The organism is Paraburkholderia sp. (genome assembly GCF_034668105.1).
Taxonomy (GTDB): Bacteria; Pseudomonadota; Gammaproteobacteria; order Burkholderiales; family Burkholderiaceae; genus Paraburkholderia.
The window spans coordinates 1-16873 of the sequence record NZ_JAXDPY010000230.1; the positions used below are offsets into that span (position 1 = coordinate 1).

At 61.7% G+C, this 16873-nt stretch carries 13 protein-coding genes and 2 pseudogenes; 7 read left to right on the forward strand and 8 right to left on the reverse strand.

All coding sequences use genetic code 11. The features are described 5' to 3' along the window. Both QOC89_RS10790 and QOC89_RS10795 read left to right on the forward strand, forming a co-directional pair. Positions 1-311: pseudogene (locus tag QOC89_RS10790) on the forward strand (hypothetical protein); the annotation flags it as partial. A gap of 64 nt (positions 312-375) precedes the next feature. After that, complete coding sequence (locus tag QOC89_RS10795) at positions 376-741, forward strand: DUF4279 domain-containing protein (protein ID WP_323045000.1); 366 nt, start codon at positions 376-378, stop codon at positions 739-741. 186 nt (positions 742-927) lie between these two features. On the opposite strand, the gene galU is transcribed toward QOC89_RS10795, so the two are convergent. Both galU and QOC89_RS10805 read right to left on the reverse strand, forming a co-directional pair. After that, positions 928-1845: a UTP--glucose-1-phosphate uridylyltransferase GalU gene (gene galU / locus QOC89_RS10800; RefSeq protein ID WP_323045001.1), complete on the reverse strand. Its 918-nt coding sequence runs from the start codon at positions 1843-1845 to the stop codon at positions 928-930. A 306-nt stretch (positions 1846-2151) separates the two neighbouring features. Then, complete coding sequence (locus QOC89_RS10805; protein WP_179731695.1) at positions 2152-2295, reverse strand: hypothetical protein; 144 nt, start codon at positions 2293-2295, stop codon at positions 2152-2154. Positions 2296-2538: 243 nt separating this feature from the next. On the opposite strand from QOC89_RS10805, the gene QOC89_RS10810 reads away from it, so the two are divergent. After that, positions 2539-3744 carry an acyltransferase gene (locus QOC89_RS10810; protein ID WP_323045002.1) on the forward strand — a complete coding sequence of 402 codons (1206 nt, stop codon included), beginning with the start codon at positions 2539-2541 and terminating at the stop codon, positions 3742-3744. Between the two features lie 129 nt (positions 3745-3873). On the opposite strand, the gene QOC89_RS10815 is transcribed toward QOC89_RS10810, so the two are convergent. The 3 genes from QOC89_RS10815 to QOC89_RS10825 form a co-directional block, all read right to left on the reverse strand. Beyond that, the gene (locus QOC89_RS10815) at positions 3874-6321 is read right to left on the reverse strand and encodes a glycosyltransferase family 4 protein (protein ID WP_323045003.1); all 2448 of its coding nucleotides are present in this window, start codon (positions 6319-6321) and stop codon (positions 3874-3876) included. Continuing rightward, complete coding sequence (locus tag QOC89_RS10820) at positions 6318-7784, reverse strand: flippase (protein WP_323045004.1); 1467 nt, start codon at positions 7782-7784, stop codon at positions 6318-6320. Before QOC89_RS10820 ends, QOC89_RS10815 begins: the two co-directional genes overlap by 4 nt. A gap of 125 nt (positions 7785-7909) precedes the next feature. Next, complete coding sequence (locus QOC89_RS10825; protein ID WP_323045010.1) at positions 7910-10057, reverse strand: hypothetical protein; 2148 nt, start codon at positions 10055-10057, stop codon at positions 7910-7912. Here QOC89_RS10825 and QOC89_RS10830 point away from each other — a divergent pair. The 4 genes from QOC89_RS10830 (at position 9984) to gmd (ending at position 13510) form a co-directional block, all read left to right on the forward strand. Then, on the forward strand, positions 9984-10409 hold the full coding sequence (locus QOC89_RS10830; RefSeq protein ID WP_323045011.1) for a hypothetical protein: 426 nt from the start codon (positions 9984-9986) through the stop codon (positions 10407-10409). The genes QOC89_RS10825 and QOC89_RS10830 overlap by 74 nt on opposite strands. A 182-nt stretch (positions 10410-10591) precedes the next feature. Next, a complete protein-coding gene (locus QOC89_RS10835) occupies positions 10592-11680 on the forward strand; it encodes an acyltransferase (RefSeq protein ID WP_323045005.1) in 1089 nt (362 codons plus the stop codon). Next, on the forward strand, positions 11677-12411 hold the full coding sequence (locus QOC89_RS10840; protein ID WP_323045006.1) for an SGNH/GDSL hydrolase family protein: 735 nt from the start codon (positions 11677-11679) through the stop codon (positions 12409-12411). The genes QOC89_RS10835 and QOC89_RS10840 overlap by 4 nt, the downstream gene beginning before the upstream one ends. A gap of 55 nt (positions 12412-12466) precedes the next feature. Continuing rightward, on the forward strand, positions 12467-13510 hold the full coding sequence (gene gmd, locus QOC89_RS10845; RefSeq protein WP_323045007.1) for a GDP-mannose 4,6-dehydratase: 1044 nt from the start codon (positions 12467-12469) through the stop codon (positions 13508-13510). Between the two features lie 285 nt (positions 13511-13795). On the opposite strand, the gene QOC89_RS10850 is transcribed toward gmd, so the two are convergent. The 3 genes and pseudogenes from QOC89_RS10850 to QOC89_RS10860 all read right to left on the reverse strand — a co-directional run. After that, the gene (locus QOC89_RS10850) at positions 13796-14962 is read right to left on the reverse strand and encodes a glycosyltransferase family 4 protein (RefSeq protein ID WP_323045008.1); all 1167 of its coding nucleotides are present in this window, start codon (positions 14960-14962) and stop codon (positions 13796-13798) included. Between the two features lie 128 nt (positions 14963-15090). After that, the gene (locus QOC89_RS10855; RefSeq protein WP_323045009.1) at positions 15091-16320 is read right to left on the reverse strand and encodes a glycosyltransferase family 4 protein; all 1230 of its coding nucleotides are present in this window, start codon (positions 16318-16320) and stop codon (positions 15091-15093) included. Beyond that, positions 16317-16873 (reverse strand): annotated as a pseudogene (locus QOC89_RS10860) (glucose-6-phosphate isomerase); the annotation flags it as partial. The gene QOC89_RS10855 and the pseudogene QOC89_RS10860, both read right to left, overlap by 4 nt.

Genomic DNA, 16873 nt, shown 5'->3' on the forward strand with positions numbered 1-16873 from the left:
GCGCGCAGTCATGGTCGGCGTTTGACAGTACAGCCAACATGGACCGAATTCCGCTCGGGGCTGCACAACCGTTTCGGTACATACCGGAGGTTGTGAACGCAGACGCTGAAGAACTGGCGGCCAGCACTAACAATCCACGGTTCGCGGCCAAAATGCTTGGCTACGACTACAAAACGTTTGGAGCGATGCTGCACAAATTTAAAGACGCCAACGGCCTTGGACCGGCGGATAACAGCATCTTTCACGATAATGGAAATGTGGAATTCAACGGCCGGATATTTGAGGACAGTATTCACGACTATGCACCATGAGCCATCTTCACCATCGAGCGCAGACGCTGGAGCCTATGCATCCTTCCTGATATCCGGAGACACGGTGGTGCCAGATTTCTGGACGGACTATTTTCAGGTATTCCCCGACACCACGATCGTTAAAGGGCGGCCTTTCATGCTGCCATCGGGCAAAGCAAGCAAGGCCTTGGGGAAAACCGGTGTATGGGGCGTAAGCAGTGAGCTCGCAATAGAAAGTAACTTGCTGGCCCCGCATTTTCGATATCTTGTGAGCCGCCTTGGCTTGCCCCGTGAGGGCCTCAGGGAAATCGTCCAGCAAGCCGGAGCGACAGTGCGCTTCTCCTGCTTCTGGTTTGCTCCCTCGGGTCACCGCACACCGGATGTACCTGACGACATCCGACAAATGATGGACTCTCTCGGCGGCACAATCGAGATTGACGAATACCGGTAGCCGAGCGTGGATTAGATTCAACAGGCCGCGCCATCGCCGTTACAAGGCTTCGTGAAATGCGCGCAGGGCTCTTCTGACGAAGAGCCCTGAATTCAGCGATCGAGTCTGAACCGTAAGCCAGGAAAGCGAGTCCCGCCGCCAGTCATTCGAAGCATTTGGGACCTGAGGGACTTGGCCTCTGGCCTCTTAAGCCGCTTCAGCCGTATACTCAGCTGGCACCCTTGCCTGCATATTCGCCTGCAGATACGTTTGCAGATACGCCTCGAAATCCGCCTTCACTTCCGGATGACGCAGCGCGAATTCCACCGTCGCCTTCAGATAGCCGAGCTTGCTGCCGCAATCGAAACGCGTGCCGAAGTAGCGATACGCGAGCACCTGCTCTTCAGTCAGCAGTGACTGCACCGCATCGGTCAATTGCAGTTCACCGCCCGCACCCGGCTTCAGCGCGCGGATATGCTTGAAGATGGTCGGCATCAGCACATAGCGCCCCACCACGCCGAGGTTCGACGGCGCCTTATCCGGCGCCGGCTTTTCGACAATGCCCGACAGCTTGATCACATTGTCTTCCCACTCGCGGCCATCCACCACGCCGTACGAACGGCTGTCTTCGCGCGCGATGGTTTCAACGCCGATCACCGAGCTGTGATAGTGGTTGAAGGTGTCGACGAGCTGGCTCATCACCGGCTTCGAGCTGTGCAGCAAGTCGTCAGCCAGAATCACGGCGAACGGGCTCTCGCCCACCAGTTTCTCCGCGCACAGCACCGCGTGACCGAGACCGAGCGCTTCAGCCTGGCGCACATAGAAGCAGTCCACATTGGCCGGCTTGATGCTGCGCACGAGGTCGAGCAGTTTCTGCTTGTTGCGCGCTTCGAGTTCCGCTTCGATCTCGTAGGATTTGTCGAAATGATCTTCGATGGCGCGCTTGCTGCGGCCCGTCACGAAGATCATCTCAGTGATGCCGGCGGCAATCGCTTCTTCAACGGCGTATTGAATCAGCGGCTTGTCGACGATGGGCAGCATTTCCTTCGGGCTTGCTTTGGTAGCCGGCAGGAATCGTGTCCCGAGGCCCGCTACGGGAAACACGGCTTTGGTGACTTTCAGCATGGTAGGCATTCCCACATCGGTTAGAAGTTAATGTGTCGCGGGCCTGGCGGCCAATCGATGTCGCCGAAAAGGCTAACAAAAAAATCAATCCGTTTCACGCTTGATTTTTATCGATTTGAGCAAATAATTCGATTCGCTTTCAATATCCCCAGATGGTGAGCGTTATTAGGAAACAATTACGTATCGAGAATGAATTGTTTTCAGCAATTCCGAAAATTTTACGTGTCCGGCGAAGCGGAGCGCGGATAGCGTCTGAACACATCACGCTGCGAACCGTGGCCGCGTTCAGGTGCTATGCGGCGCCGCTCATTCATTCTCGTCGACTTGCGGCAGCTTGGCCGGGTTGATGCGAAAACGGCGGATCGGTTCGTTGCGCAGCGCCTCCCGGTAGGCGGAGGCAGCGACCAGGAACAGCAGCACGGCAATGCCGGCGAGTAGATGCAGGTTCATGACTTCACCTCGGGTCAAGAGAGAATCCGTGCTTTAAATTAGCACGACAAAACCGGCAAATAATTCGCTGCGGCAAGTACATATACGCAATTACAATTCGTCACAAAATTGCTATTCAATTCCATTCGCAAGGTAATTTTTTATCGATTTTTTGCCGCTGCGGTGCACTAGCATGTCATGCACCGCGGGCGCGTACAGTGCGCCCGCAATACGCTTTTTCCTCCGTCAGATTAAGGACCGCGCATGAGCGACTCAGCACTGGATGCCGCCGGCTCATCCCTGCCCCTCTCCCCGTCACGACCGGCCGCCGCGCCGCGCGCGCAGAGCGAAGCGCGCGCCGACAGCGCCGGCAAGGAACATGTGATCGATGCCATGCGGGGCTTCGCCGCGCTGCTGGTCGCGTATTTTCATTGCCGGCAGGTGGAATGGGTGGGCATGCAAAGCTTTCACCAAAGCGTCGGCCACTCTTTCAACTTGAGTACGATTGCCGCCTATCTGACGTTTCCGATTGCGTGGGGCTCGGCCGGTGTGCCGATTTTCTTCGTGATCAGCGGCTATTGCATTCACCGCGGCGGCGCGCTGCGGCTTGCAAAAAATCCTGACTACCGGCTCGACACCGGCAATTTCTGGGTGCGCCGTTTCGCGCGCATTTATCCGGTGTTGCTCGCGGCGCTCGTGCTGACCTTGGCACTCGACTGGGTCAGCTTGCAGTTGCCGCCGGTCAACCACAAGATCCGTGAGATCGGCCTGCAGGCGTTCCTCGTCAATCTGTTTTCGCTGCAAGGCGTGGCGGGCCACACGTATGGGTCGAACGGCGCGCTGTGGACGCTATCGCTCGAAGTGCAGTTTTATGCGATTTATCCGCTGTTGTTCGCGCTGCGCCGGCGTCTGGGCATGACTTCCGTGCTGGCGATCGTCGCCCTGGTCAATGTCGTCTCCGCTTATGTGCTGGAGCGCCACGATATCCAGTTCTTCACGTCCTATTGGTTTTCGTGGACGCTCGGCGCCTGGATCGCGGATGCGAAGGCCCGTACCGCGCCGGATGCGCCCCCCTCGCCGGTCTGGCTCTACGTACTCGCCGCGGGGTTCATCGCGCTCGGCTGCGCGGCATTTCATTTCGGACAGTACGGTGCGTTCCAGTTCTGGGCGGTCGGATTCGCGTTCTACCTGTACAAGGCGCTGGAGCGCCGCAATGCGGATACGCCGGGTGTGCGTCTGTTGTCACGTTTCGGCGACTTCAGCTTTTCGCTGTATCTGATCCATCTGCCGATCTTCGTGCTGCTATCGTCGATCCTGTTCCGCTCGTCGCTGCAGATGTCGATCTGGCCGTCGTTTGCTTACATGCTGGTGGCCGTGCCGGTCGCCTATGTGTTCTACCGGCTGGTTGAACTGCCGGCGATGAAGTGGTCGGCGAGTTTCAAGCCGAAAGGCGCTGTGAAGCAAGCCTGAGCACGGCGCGATAAAAAAACGGAGCGAAGGTCCACAGGACGTTCGCTCCGCTGCGCCAACGACAGGAACCGGCCGAGCCCCTGCCTACCCCGCGTTAAATCACTTCGCTCAAGCGCCCGCCTGGGCGCCCTAACGCCCCGCCACACGCTTCAGAATCCGCTCGACGCCTTCCACATAGGTTGCGGTGCCGAACCGGCTCAGCGCCGTCTGATAGCCGTTCCTGACCAGTCTGTTACGCAGATCGTCATTCGAACGCAATTCGGCGAGCGTGTCGGCGAGACCGTGTGCGTCGGCGGGCGTGCACAGCACGCCGTTCTCGTAATCGTCGATGATCTCCAGAACACCGCCCGCGCGTGCCGCCACCACCGGCCGCTGCGCCAGCATGCCCTCGACGATCACGCGGCCGAACGGCTCCGGCGTGATCGACGTATGGACGACCGCGTCGACCGCGCACATACAAGCCGGAATGTCGTGTTGAAAACCGAGGAAATGGACCCGGCCGCCGAGGTTGTGCGCGGCCACGAAAGCATGCAATTCGATCTCGTACGCGTCCTCGCCGAACAGCGGCGCGCCGACCAGCACCGCATGCATGTGCGGATTGAGAACCATCGCCTCGAGCAGCACATGTTGCCCTTTCCAGCGCGCGAGGCGGCTGAACGAGCCGACCAGAAACGCGTCCTGCGGCAGGTTCAGGCGCCGGCGCAGCGCCGCTTGTGGAACGGTGCGCAAGGCGTCGAACGGTGCGGAAGAAATGCCGTTGAACACCACGTCGATGCGCTTTTCGTCGAAGCGCGTGAGTTCCGCGAAGGCACGCGCGGAGGCCGCCGAATTGGCGATCACATGGCTGAGGCCGAGACGCGCGCACCACTTGATGATCGCCAGCTGCTTGCCGCCGAAATGCTCGGCACTCACGATGTCGCGCAGATGCCAGACCACCGGCCGTCTCGCGAGCTTGCCGGCAATCACGCCGATCACCATCGCGCGCTGGGTGTTCGCGTAGATCACCTCGGCGTTGCGCGCGCGTTTGGCGGTCGCGCGCACGAGCGACATCAGGCCTTTGAGCGCCTGCCCCTTGGGCAACGAGCCGCCCTGCTTGCGGACGTTGCGCAATGCGCCGGCGTCCAGCACGTTGACGCTCACGCCCGCCTCGGCGAGCGCCGTGCGGAATGGGCCATCATCGAACAGCACGACTTCAACGCGCGAGCGCAATGCTTTAACGATTTCCAGCAGCGATAACTCCGCACCGCCGAGCACACCGCTCTGGTCGACGGCAAGAATGCGCGGCGCGTTGGCGCCCGCCTCCGCCTTGTAGGGGACGTACGGCGGCAGCTTCGCCGAGCGCAATGCCGGCACCGAAGCCCGCACATGCGCGAAGAAACGTTCGCGGAAATTCGCGGCGGAAAATTGCTCGGCGTTCGCGCGGCAATCCACCGGCGAAAAGCGCTGCATGTGATCGTCGAAACGCTCGACCGCGGCGACGATCGACTCGGCGTCCTGCTCGTCGAAGAACATGCCGGTGGGCCGCGGCTCCGACAGATCGCGCACGGTTTCAAGCGCCCCGCCCTTGCCATAGGCAATCACCGGCGTGCCGCACGCCTGCGCCTCGACCACTGAAATGCCGAAGTCCTCTTCAGCCGCGAACACGAACGCTTTCGCGCGGCTCATCTTTTCCTTGAGCACCTTGAACGGCTGGTAACCCATGATCTCGACATTCGGCCCCGCCTTCGCGCGAATCTTCTGCATGTCGGGGCCGTCGCCGATCACCACCAGCTTGCGCTCCGGCATCCGTGCGAACGCCTCGACGATCAGGTCGATCTTCTTGTACGGCACCATCCGCGAGGCGGTCAGATAGAAATCGTCCTTGTCGGTGCAGAGCGAAAATGCTTCGACATCCACGGGCGGAAAGATCACCTGCGCGTCGCGCTGATAAACCTTTTTGATGCGCCGCGCAATGAAGTCGGAGTTCGCGACAAAGCCGTCCACTGAGTTCGACGTGCGGATGTCCCAGTTGCGGATGTAGTGCAGAATCAGCCGCGCCATCGCGGACTTCAGCCCGGCGGTCAGCTTCGACTGTTGCAGGTACTGGTGCTGCAGATCCCACGCATAGCGGATCGGCGAATGCACGTAGCTGATATGCACCTGGTCGGGGCCGGTGAGAATCCCTTTCGCAACGGCATGACTGCTCGAAATCACCACGTCGTAGGCCGACACGTCGAGCTGCTCGATCGCGAGCGGCATCAAGGGCAGATACGTGCGGTACTTGGTGCGCGCAAGCGGCAAGTTCTGAATGAACGAGGTCGTCACCGGCTTGCCGCGCAGAAAACTGCGGTCGTCGAGAAAATCGACGAGGCTGAACAGGTCGGCGTCCGGAAAGCACGCGACGATCTGCTCGAGTACTTTCTCGGCGCCCGCATAGGTGACGAGCCAGTCGTGCACGATCGCGATGCGCACCGTCTTGTCGCTGCGCAGCGCCGTGCGGCGCGGCGGCGCCTGCACGCCGGGAACGGTGGTGAGTTCGTCCAGTGCGCTGCGCGTCGCGGGTTGCAGCACGGCTTCTTCAAGGACTTCGTGGTTCATGCGCTTTTCCTCGGATTCAGTCGCAACAGCAGTGAACGCGCCAGATCGCGCAAGGCGGGTGTCATCGTGATCGACCAGGCGACATTCGCGCCCACCATCAACAGGCCGGCGACGATCGCCACAGCGAGACTCGGCAGGAAGCTGGCAAGCCACAGGCTGGCCAGCAGAAAAACCAGGTGGGCGAGCATGTCGAGCGCGATCTGGCGCGCGCGAATCGCCGACAGTCGCAGCAACACCGCGTAATCGAACAGGGCCCGGCCGGCCACGGCGATCGCCGCGCCGGTCAAACCGAAATGGCTGATGCCGAGCCACAACGCCCCTGCGAACAAGGGCAATTCGAACAAACCGACGCGCGCGGCGGTGGCCGGATTGACCTGCGACTGGATCAGAATCCGCGTGACGTTCGCCTGGCCGACGAGCCACACGGCGACGATCATGATTCGCCCGACCGGGGCCGCGACGGTGGCGATTTCATTGCCGACCCACAGATGCAGGAACGGCTCGAGCACCAGCATCGCAACCAGTGCGACCGGCGTGAACACGCCATTGAGAAATTCGAGCGACTGCTGCGTGATGGTGTCCGCATCCGCGCGGCTCACGGCCGACAGGCGCGGAAACAGCGTGCGGACAATCGCGGTGGGTACGATGTTCAAACGCGTCACGAGGTTCTGCGGCACCGTGTAATACGTGACGAACCGCGCGCCGAGACTCGTGCCGAGCATCACGCGATCGAGCGAGTCGGCGATCATGGTGGTGACGCTCGCAATCAGCATCCAGCCGCCGAAGTTGAACAATCCCCTCGCCACGCCGAGCTGCGGCGGCAGAATGCGGCGAATCTCCAGCACTTTCAGCGCGGAACGGCCGAGCAGGATCGCGGCCAGAATCCGTGCGAACACCGCGGCGGCGAGCACGTTCTGCAAGGTCGCCCCCAGCCAGAGCGCCGCGCCGAGCGGCAGCAACTGGAACAGAAAGGTGCCGATTGTCTGGTTGGTGTTGTAGACGCCAAAGCGTTCCGCGCCGTTGATCGCGCCGGCGAACACCCACGACACATTGGCAATCGGAATCGCCACCGCGAGCCACGGCAGCGCCATATAGACCTCATGCTGCAGTTCGGGCGACACCTTGGTGAAATACGCGGTGTACAGAAACGCGCCGAAATAGATGATCAAACCGCCGGCGATACCGGTCGCGAGATTGAGCCACGTGGCGCTCCAGAACACCCGCGCGCTCTCGCCCTGGTTGCCCGAGGCGCGCGCCTTCGAGATGTGATTCTGCGCGGCCATGCTCATGCCGAGATCGAGAATCCCGAAGTAGCCGATCAAGGTCCACACGAGACTGATCACGCCGTAGCGCTCGACACCGAGCAGCTTGATATACGACGGCACGGTCACGAGCGAGACGAAAGTCGGCAGCACCAGCCCGAAGAAGTTGATCGCTACGTTCTTGAGAATGCCTTTGTCCATCGGATGCCTTGGGTTAATCCAGTTGCCTGGCTCAGTTGCCTGCTTAGTTGCCTGCTTAGTTGCCTGCTTAGTTGCCTCTAATGCGGATAAAACTTCACGTCGCTTGTTTCACGTCGCCCACGTCTTCAAGGCTTCCAGCGATACATCATCACTTTCCCGCGGGCGTCCTCTTCGACGAACACGAGATACTCGCCATTGCCGCGCTTCGCGGCGCTGATGCCGTTGGGCACGTCGACCCAGCCCGACGCGCGGCCCACTTCCGGGCCTGGACGGATCACGCCGAGCTCGCGGCCGCTGTTCTTGTCCCACACATGCACCGCGCCCACCGGTTCGACGCCGAAGATGTATTGCCCTTCGACCGTGAGGCCGATGATCGTGGCGATGGGTTTGCTCTGCGTGGTCCACGGCAGCGTGATCGAATAGCGCTGCACCGGATTGCCGCTCGACCATTTGTCGTAGCGCACCAGCACGCGGCCCACCTCTTTCCAGAAGCCCCTATCGGACGGCGTATCGGGCGTGTAGCCGGTCACGTACATCGTGTCGGTATCGGGCTCGTAGATCGCGCGATGCAGTTCGGTGAACGGCTGCGGTACCGGGTATTGCGTCAGGTTCGAATACGAGTAGACGGGATTGCCCTTCGCATCCAGACCGCCGAAGCGGAATCGATAGATGCCCTTGTTGTCCCGCGTGCGCCAGATATCGCCCGCGCTATCGACCCACCAGCCCCAGCCGCCCGCGAGCTTCGTGCCGCTCGTGTTGAGCGTGAACTCGCCGGTGTCGAACTTGCCGTCGCCGTTCGCATCGCGCCAGATCCAGTCGCCACCTGGCGGCGCGTTCGGCACCTTGGCCACCGCGCGTTCACGTCCAGCGATGAAGCCCGACGGAATCGCTGTTTCGCCGTCGTGTTGCGGGTCGAAGCGATAGATCTTCAGGTGGTCCGCGTACATGTCCGTCAGATACAGGAACGTGTGGCCCTTCAGCTTGCGGGCGATCGGCAAGCCGGGATATTGATCGGTGTGAAACACAGGGTCGTCGGGGTACTTGAAACGGTTCGACAGAAAACCCGCGTATTTCCAGTCCTGCCCGGCGGGCTTCGAAAGATCGAGATCGAAGCGTTTGTTGCCGGTATAGACGCTATCCGGACGTGACGGATCGATCCATGCACCGTCGACGAACAACAAGCCTTGCACCTGCCAGTTCTGCTTGCCGTCGGCTGCATAGCTTTCGAGCGTGGCGCCGAGGCCCGCACCGATCGGGTCGTAGCGCGGACCGACGCCGTTGGTCGACACATAGACGTTGCCGCGTGCATCCACGCCCACGCCGGTCAAACCGTTGAAACGCCGTGGACCCGGCTTGCCAGGCGTGCCGCTGAAAATCCCGCCGCGTTCGCCGAGCGAGCCCGACTCCGCGTAACGGCCGTTGCTCCTGCTGAAGAACAGCACCTGTTGACGCGGGCCGTTGTCGGCGAGCAGAACGCGTCCTTGTGCGGTGACGGCGATATCGACCGCAATCGTCCCGGCAGGTAACTCGAACGTTTCGTCGATGCGCTTGCCCGCGGCGGTGTAGTGCTCCACTTGCGGAGCCTTGTCGCTGCGCGTGCCGCTCAACACCCAGAGCGTGCCGTCGGGGGCAAGCGCCATGCGGCCAGGTTCGTGCACGACCCACGTGGTTTTCTGCTGCATCGATTCCGTGCCATACACTTCGATGCGATCGCGCGCCGTATTCGCCGCGTAAAGCGTGGTGTCGTTCGCCGCCAAACCGCCGACCTCGGCGCTGGTGCCGGTCGGCACTTCATTCATCATCAGAAAGCCGGCGGCCAGTTGCGCATGCGGGTCAGCGCTTTTCGCGGCCGGCTGGAACGGCGCGGCGCGCTTCGGATCGGCGATCTGCCGACGCGAAATGCCGAACCATTGCTTGCCCTTCTCCGGCCATACGCCCGGCTCGACCAGATGTCCCTTCTCGTTGCCGACCGCGATCGCCACGAACGCGTACTTACGATTTACGGCGATGGCGCTGCCGCCACCGTTGCCCCAACCATGCGTGCCCCCCGCGAAGCCGAGCATCTTGCCGTTCTGGTACACGCTCGCTTCGGCGCCGCTTTCATCCCACGGCGCGTTCGTATAGACCTTGCCGTCGGGCGCCACTGCAATCGCGGTGATGTTGATCTGCGTCCACGTGCCGTCGCCGAAACCGAAGGTATTGCCGATCCAGGAGTTTTTCGCGTTCAACACAGTTTCCGCGGACGCCGAGAAGCTGACCGATGCCGCCGTCATTCCGGCCGCACAGGCGAGCACAGCAATCCTGCTTTTGAACGTGAAACGGACCAAAGTCATTCCTCCAATCAGACATGCGCAATCCCGGCGCCACCCTGGCACCCAATTTTCACGGCCCACATTACGCGGAAAAAATGCTGCAACGAAAATCAAAAATAATTCAAAAATATTCGACGCTTTAAGCGTTGTGAAAGAAAATGATTTAAAAATCGAATCAATGAAATATGGGCTTGAACGCGTGCGGCTTACCTGGCCGTATCGACCATCCTTACCGATGCGCCAAGCAACGGTCCGCACTTCTTACGCATTACGACACCTTCAAGACGCAAGCATAAAAATCCATTCCAAATAGGTAATGAAACACCCTGTTGCAATCTGATTCACTTATCCAATTCATTAGCGTTTTTTCATCAATTTCTTTTCCCTAGAATCGAATCCACTTCCGTTACGACGCGAGGCTTGGCGCGTGCGTGTTCTCAAGGACTCTCGCGCGCTCCTTCGCCCGGCTCATCCGCTTCACACCATGGACGGTTCATGACTGCTAGCGCACTGCCCTTAGCGCCTTCTCACACTCGCCGCATCGTGCAGCTCGACGGCTTGCGCGCCATCGCCGTGCTTGCCGTATTCGCGCAACACGCACTGAAAGCGCCGCTGTGGATGGGCGTCGATCTGTTCTTTGTCTTGAGCGGCTTTCTGATCACCGGCATCCTGCTCGAACGCAAGGCGCGCCAGCAGTCGTATTTCGGCTATTTCTATGCACGCCGCGCACGGCGCATCCTGCCGCCTTATCTGCTGCTGATGGTGGTGTCGTCGATTCTGTTCGGCTTCGGCTGGGCGCAGCACTGGGAGTGGTACGCGTTGTTCGCGACCAATATCGGCGATGCGCTCAATCAGAGCGGTCACGACAGCCTGAATGTGCTGTGGTCGCTGGCCGTTGAAGAGCAGTTCTATATCTTCTGGCCGTTCGTGATCCTGTTGTTGCCCGAACGCGCGCTCGGCTACGTGGCGGCCGCGTTGATCATTCTGGTGCCGGTCTTGCGCGCGGTCGCCACGCCGTGGTTCGACACGTTCTGGCCGATCTATTACCTGACGCCGTTCCGCATGGACCTGCTGGCGGCGGGCGCGCTGCTCGCGGTCGCCGTGCGGCGCGATCGTCATGCTCTCGAGCCATTCAAGGGCCTCGCCGTGCTCGGCTTTTTTGCCGCGCTGGCAGTGCTTGCATGGCTGCATCTCCATTACCCGCGATTTCGCGCGGCGAATACACCGCTGTCGAATGCCGGGCTCTACAGCGTTTCGTTGGTGCTTTGTACTTCCGTCGTGGTCATCGCCCTGCAAAGCAAGGGCATCGTCAAACGGCTGCTGTGCAACCCCGTGCTGGTCTATATCGGCACCATCAGCTACACGATTTATCTGATCCACCTGAGCGTGCTGTACGTGCTGTGGCCGCTGCATCTGAACCGCTATCTGAGCGCGGCGCTGGCGCTCGCGGTCACCATCGCCTACGCCAGCATCACCTGGTTCGCGTTCGAAAAGCGTTTGATTTTCGGCTCGGCAGGCAAAGGTGAGGCGAGCGCCGGCAATGTTTCAGGAAGCGCGTCGCAAGCGCCGCAAAGCCGCGCATGAGACGCCGCGCGTGGTTCGCCGCTAGCGTGTCGGCTGCGGCGGCGGTGCTGACTGCACTGGCATTCGACGCATATGCGGCGAGCTCCGCCGCGAGGCAGGTGCTGGTGGAGGCCTACGGCGATTCGACCACGCTCGGTATCACTTGCAGCAACGGCCACTGCGGACCCCAGGCGCAAAACGCCGTGGCGTATCTGCAGGACGAATTGCAAGCCAGGTACGGTGAGCGCGTGCACGTCACGAACTACGGCGTGGGCGGCACGATGGCCAGCCAGCTGCGCGACGGCACCGGCAATCGCCGCGCCGGTCCGACAGCCGGCCTACCGTGGCAGGAACGGCTCGCCGCTTCGTCCGCGAAGATCGTGTTGATCAACTACGGCATCAACGAAGTGATGCAGAACCAGACGCCCGAGCAGTTTTACGCGGCCGAAACGACGCTTGTGAAGACCGCCCGCGCGCTCGGCAAGGAGCCGGTTCTGCAGACCTCGAATCCGATGCTCGATAGCCGGCTCAATGCGCGGCTCGCCGCGATGGTCGCGATGACACGCCGCGTGGCCGCTGAACAGCAGGTGCCGCTCGTCGATCAGTTCGCGTATGTCAGCAACCTGCCGGACTGGAAGACGTTGATGTCCGACGGCGCGCATCCGAAGCCAGGCTTGTACCGGCTCAAGGCGGAACAGGATTTTCAGGTCGTCGAGCCACTGGTGCGGCGACTGCTGGACGGGCCGCTTTGAAGCGCTTTTTTGAAGTGCACTTTTCTTTCTCTTTTACCAATATCAAAGGCAGATCATGAGCCAGCCACGCAAAGCGATCATCACCGGCGTCTCCGGACAGGACGGCGCCTATCTGACCAAACTGCTGCTCGACAAGGGCTATCACGTGACCGGCACGTACCGGCGCACGAGTTCGGTCAACTTCTGGCGCATTCGTGAACTGGGCGTGCTCGACCATCCGAATCTGCGTCTGGTCGAACATGATCTGACCGATCTGGGCTCCACGCTGCGTCTGCTCGAAGGCGCGCAGGCCGATGAACTGTACAACCTCGCCGCGCAAAGCTTCGTGGGCGTCTCTTTCGATCAACCCGTCACGACCGCCGAAGTCACCGGCATCGGCGCACTGAATCTGCTCGAAGGCATTCGCATTCTGAATCCGAAGACACGCTTCTACCAGGCATCGACGTCGGAAATGTTCGGCCTCGTGCAGGCGGTGCCGCAACGCGAGGACACGCCGTTCTATCCGCGCAGCCCGTATGGCGTGGCCAAGCTGTTCGCGCACTGGTCGACCATCAACTATCGCGAGTCGTACAACCTGTTTGCCAGCAGCGGGATTCTGTTCAATCACGAATCGCCGCTACGGGGCCGCGAATTCGTCACACGCAAGATCACCGACACGGTCGCGAAGATCAAGCTCGGCAAACAGGACGTGCTGGAACTCGGCAACCTGAGCGCCAAGCGCGACTGGGGCTTCGCGCTCGAATACGTGGAAGGCATGTGGCGCATGCTGCAAGCCGACGAACCCGACACCTTCGTGCTCGCCACCGGTCGCACCGAGACGGTCCGCGACTTCGTGCGCATGGCGTTCGCCGCCGCGGGCTATCAGCTTGAATGGTCGGGCAAGGAGGAGCGGGAGACCGGCATCGACGTCGCCACCGGCAAGACCCTGGTGCGTGTGAATCCGAAGTTCTACCGCCCGGCGGAAGTGGACCTGCTGATCGGCTGCGCGAATAAGGCGCATGAGAAGCTTGGCTGGAAGCCGGAGACGACGCTTGAGCAACTGTGCCACATGATGGTTCACGCGGACCTGACGAGGAACGAGAATCACGAGACGTTCTGAGCGGGGGCGTTGCGCGCCGCGTCACGGCGCGTGGGGCTTGCGCCTCAACAGGTGCAAGCCCTGCGCCCGTGACCGGTGATTTCAGGACACTCTTGTTAAGCTGAAAAACGACAAATCGATGCTCAACTAAGCTGGATTACGACAAAACTTTGTGCCGACGGCGTCTAACTTAGCGCGTTAGCGACAAATTCGTTCGCCGCGGCGCTGACGCTAACTTAGTTGAAAAAGGACAAAGGCGTAGGCAGCCGGGCCACCTGAACGCGGCCGCCCAGCTAGACCATTCACTCAATGCACCCCACCCGCCCCAATCGCCTCGCTATACACCGACGCCACCCGTTTCGCGATCACCGAGTTGTCGAAGTGCTCACGCGCATAGCGCCGGCAAGCCTCAGAATCCGGCAATTTTAGCGAGCCGTTCAACGCGCCCGCCAGACCATCCGCAATCGCCTTCGCGCCCGTCTCCGGCAGCACCAGATTCGGCGACAACCCCGCTACCGCTTCCGGCAAGCCGCCCACCGGCGTCACCAGCACGGGCGTGCCGGAAGCCAGCGACTCAACGGTAATCAGCCCGAAGCCTTCCAGCGCCACCGTCGGCACCACGCTGATATTCGCCGCGCGATACAAGGCCGCCAGATGCTGATCGGGCACGAAACCCAGCAGTTTCACATTGTCCTCGAGGCCGGCCTCGGTGATGCGTGCCTGCAGCTCGCCTTCGAGCCGCCCCTTGCCTGCGATCAGCAGCAGCACATCGGGCTCGGTGCGCTTGAGCAGCTTCACCGCGTCGATCAGATCCTCGAGACCCATGCGGCGCACCAGACGCCGCACCGCCAGCACGATCGGCCGGTCTTGCGGCAATTGCAGCTTGAGGCGTGCCTCGGCGGGTGTGATCGGCAGATTGAACTGCTCGACATCCACGCAGCCCGGCACGACGCGCACGCGCTCCGGTGAAATGCGATAACGCGAAGTCAGAATCTTGCCGAAGGCTTCCGACAAAACGATCAGCCGCGACGAGCGCGCATACACCGATTGCTCCAGATAGCGCTTGGCGCGCTGGCCCAGTGAATCGGCGCCTTCCACATGGCTCTCGTCGGCCCACGGTCCCTGAAAATGCGACACCTGCGGAATGCCGCGCGTCACGTCGAGCCCCGGAAACGTGTACAGCGCGAAGTGCGACGAAATCACGTCGGGACGCGAGGTGCTGATCTCCTGGCGCAGCGCGCGGCGTGCCGCCATCAGCCGCAGCGGCAGCGATTGCGCGGCCGAGCCGAAGCCGTTGATCGCGCCGTTGGTATCCGCGGCGACTTTCGGCGAGCCGGCCACCACGCCGCGCACCGCGACGCCCGCGCCCGGCAATGCGCCGACCAGCGAGTAATACATGCGGTCGAGGCCGCCCGCGCGCTCAGGAAACCAATGCATCCCGATCTGCAGCGATTTGATTGAGCTCGTCGTCATGCTTGTTACCCCTGTGCGTTCTAAAGGTGGTGATGGATTGCTGTCCGTTTCGGCTACGCGGTTCGTCAACGGCTCCGCGCGTTGGCTCACGTGCGGGTCCCGTCGGCGCCCGGTATCAAGGTGCGGATTCATTCCGCGCCCTTCTGCCCGGCCAGCGTGTTCAGCGTCAACGCATCGGTCTTGGCGACCGCCGAGGCTTCCGCCTCATTGCGTCGGCGGTCCTTCTGCTGCCCCGCCAATTGCCGGTACAGCGCGATGTACTGCGCGGCCATACGGGCCCAGCCGAAGCCGGTCGCAAGTTCGTTGGCGGCGACGCCCATCGCGCGGCGCGCGTCGTCGTTGTCAGCGAGGCGCGCGACGGCGCCGGCCAATGCCTTGGGATCGTCCGGGTCGTCGAGCACGATGCCGCATTCCGGCGTGATGATCTCGGCGCCGCCCGCGGTGCGCGCGGTGACGACCGGCAAGCCCGCGGCCATCGCTTCGAGCAGCGAAAGGCTCATCGCTTCGTAACGCGACGGGAACACGAACGCGTCGACGGAATGCATCAGCACCGGCATGTCCTTCACCAGCCCGAGAAAATGCACGCGGTGCGCAATGCCGAGCGCTTTCGCTTCTTCCGGATACGGGCTGCCCGGCAGAAATCCGGCCACCGCGATCTGCACGTGGTCGGGTAAATGCTTGAGCGCCTGCAACACCGTGCCGAGGTTTTTGCGCGGCGTTCGCAGGTCGCCGACGAACAGCAGCAGGAATGCGTCCGCCGGCAAGCCGAATTTCGCGCGCTCGCCGGTTGCGGCCGCGAAGCCTTGCGTATCGACGCCGTTGTAAATCACGTCGACGCGGTTATGCGGCGTCAGGCCGATCGCGCGAATCTCATCGGCGACCTTTTGCGACACCGCCGTGATCACCTTCGAGCGCCGGTAAGCCCAGCCTTCGAGCCACGCGTTGCAGCGCGTATACACCGACTGATACGCGGACCACACGCCCTTGGTGAGTCCGAACGGGTAGTACTTGCTGCCGAACCAGCCGCTATGCACGAAATGCGAGGTGTTGACGTCGGCGGGCATCCACGTGATGAAGCCGTTCACGTGCAGCACGTCGTATTCGCGGCGATGGGCGCGCAGCCACAGCGCGCTCCTGAACGCGAAGACCTGCTGGCGCAGCAGATTCGTGGGCCACCACCTGCCGATCTTCATCGGCACCCAGCGGAGGTTCGGGTGGGCGAGCAAATCCGCCGCGACGTGCGACGCCACCAGCGTGACCGCGATATTTTCGGCGAGGGCGGCGCGCGCAATCTCGTGGTTGACGCGCCCCTGGCCGTCGTTATGGCGCACGACGTGCGTGACAATGGCGACTCTCAATCAGTGCCTCCGTGGAGAAATAGCGTGCGTGGGCGGTTCATCTTTTCGTAGTGCACCGCGGAAAGGATCGAAAAAACACTCATGAAAAGCAGCAGCCCGCCGGTGCCGACCAGCGAATTGGTGAACACCAGCATCGCGAAAGTGGCCAGGCTGAGACTCAGGCAGGCGGACACGAATTTGTCGTTGCGCAGCTTGAACGACGCGAGCACCGCGCGCACCACCAGCCACACGATGCCCGACATGTACAGCAAGGTGCCGGGCCAGCCGAGCACGAACGGGATGTTCATCACGCCGCTGTCGAAGTTGCCGTACTGGCCGAGCTGGCCGCCGTCGTTCGAGAGCTTGGTGGAAGTGCCGGTTGCGCCCATGCCTTCGCCGGAGACATCGGTAAAGGCCGTTTTCGCGAAGGTTGCGTAGAACTCGTTGCGCGCGGCGTAGCTCTGGTCGTCGTTGAGGTTGACGATGGTGGTGAGGCGCGCCTGCATGCGCTCAGCCACCGGGCCGACCGCCAGCAGCGGCACGCACAGGCCGGCCAGCAAAATCGCGCTCGCGA

Excerpts from the sequence above, each read along its gene's own strand:
- QOC89_RS10805 (WP_179731695.1), bottom strand. The coding sequence starts at position 2,295 with ATGAACCTGCATCTACTCGCCGGCATTGCCGTGCTGCTGTTCCTGGTC.
- QOC89_RS10810 (WP_323045002.1), top strand. The coding sequence starts at position 2,539 with ATGAGCGACTCAGCACTGGATGCCGCCGGCTCATCCCTGCCCCTCTCC.
- QOC89_RS10850 (WP_323045008.1), bottom strand. The coding sequence starts at position 14,962 with ATGACGACGAGCTCAATCAAATCGCTGCAGATCGGGATGCATTGGTTT.
- QOC89_RS10840 (WP_323045006.1), top strand. The coding sequence starts at position 11,677 with ATGAGACGCCGCGCGTGGTTCGCCGCTAGCGTGTCGGCTGCGGCGGCG.
- QOC89_RS10835 (WP_323045005.1), top strand. The coding sequence starts at position 10,592 with ATGACTGCTAGCGCACTGCCCTTAGCGCCTTCTCACACTCGCCGCATC.
- QOC89_RS10825 (WP_323045010.1), bottom strand. The coding sequence starts at position 10,057 with ATGACGGCGGCATCGGTCAGCTTCTCGGCGTCCGCGGAAACTGTGTTG.
- gmd (WP_323045007.1), top strand. The coding sequence starts at position 12,467 with ATGAGCCAGCCACGCAAAGCGATCATCACCGGCGTCTCCGGACAGGAC.
- QOC89_RS10820 (WP_323045004.1), bottom strand. The coding sequence starts at position 7,784 with ATGGACAAAGGCATTCTCAAGAACGTAGCGATCAACTTCTTCGGGCTG.
- QOC89_RS10815 (WP_323045003.1), bottom strand. The coding sequence starts at position 6,321 with ATGAACCACGAAGTCCTTGAAGAAGCCGTGCTGCAACCCGCGACGCGC.
- galU (WP_323045001.1), bottom strand. The coding sequence starts at position 1,845 with ATGCTGAAAGTCACCAAAGCCGTGTTTCCCGTAGCGGGCCTCGGGACA.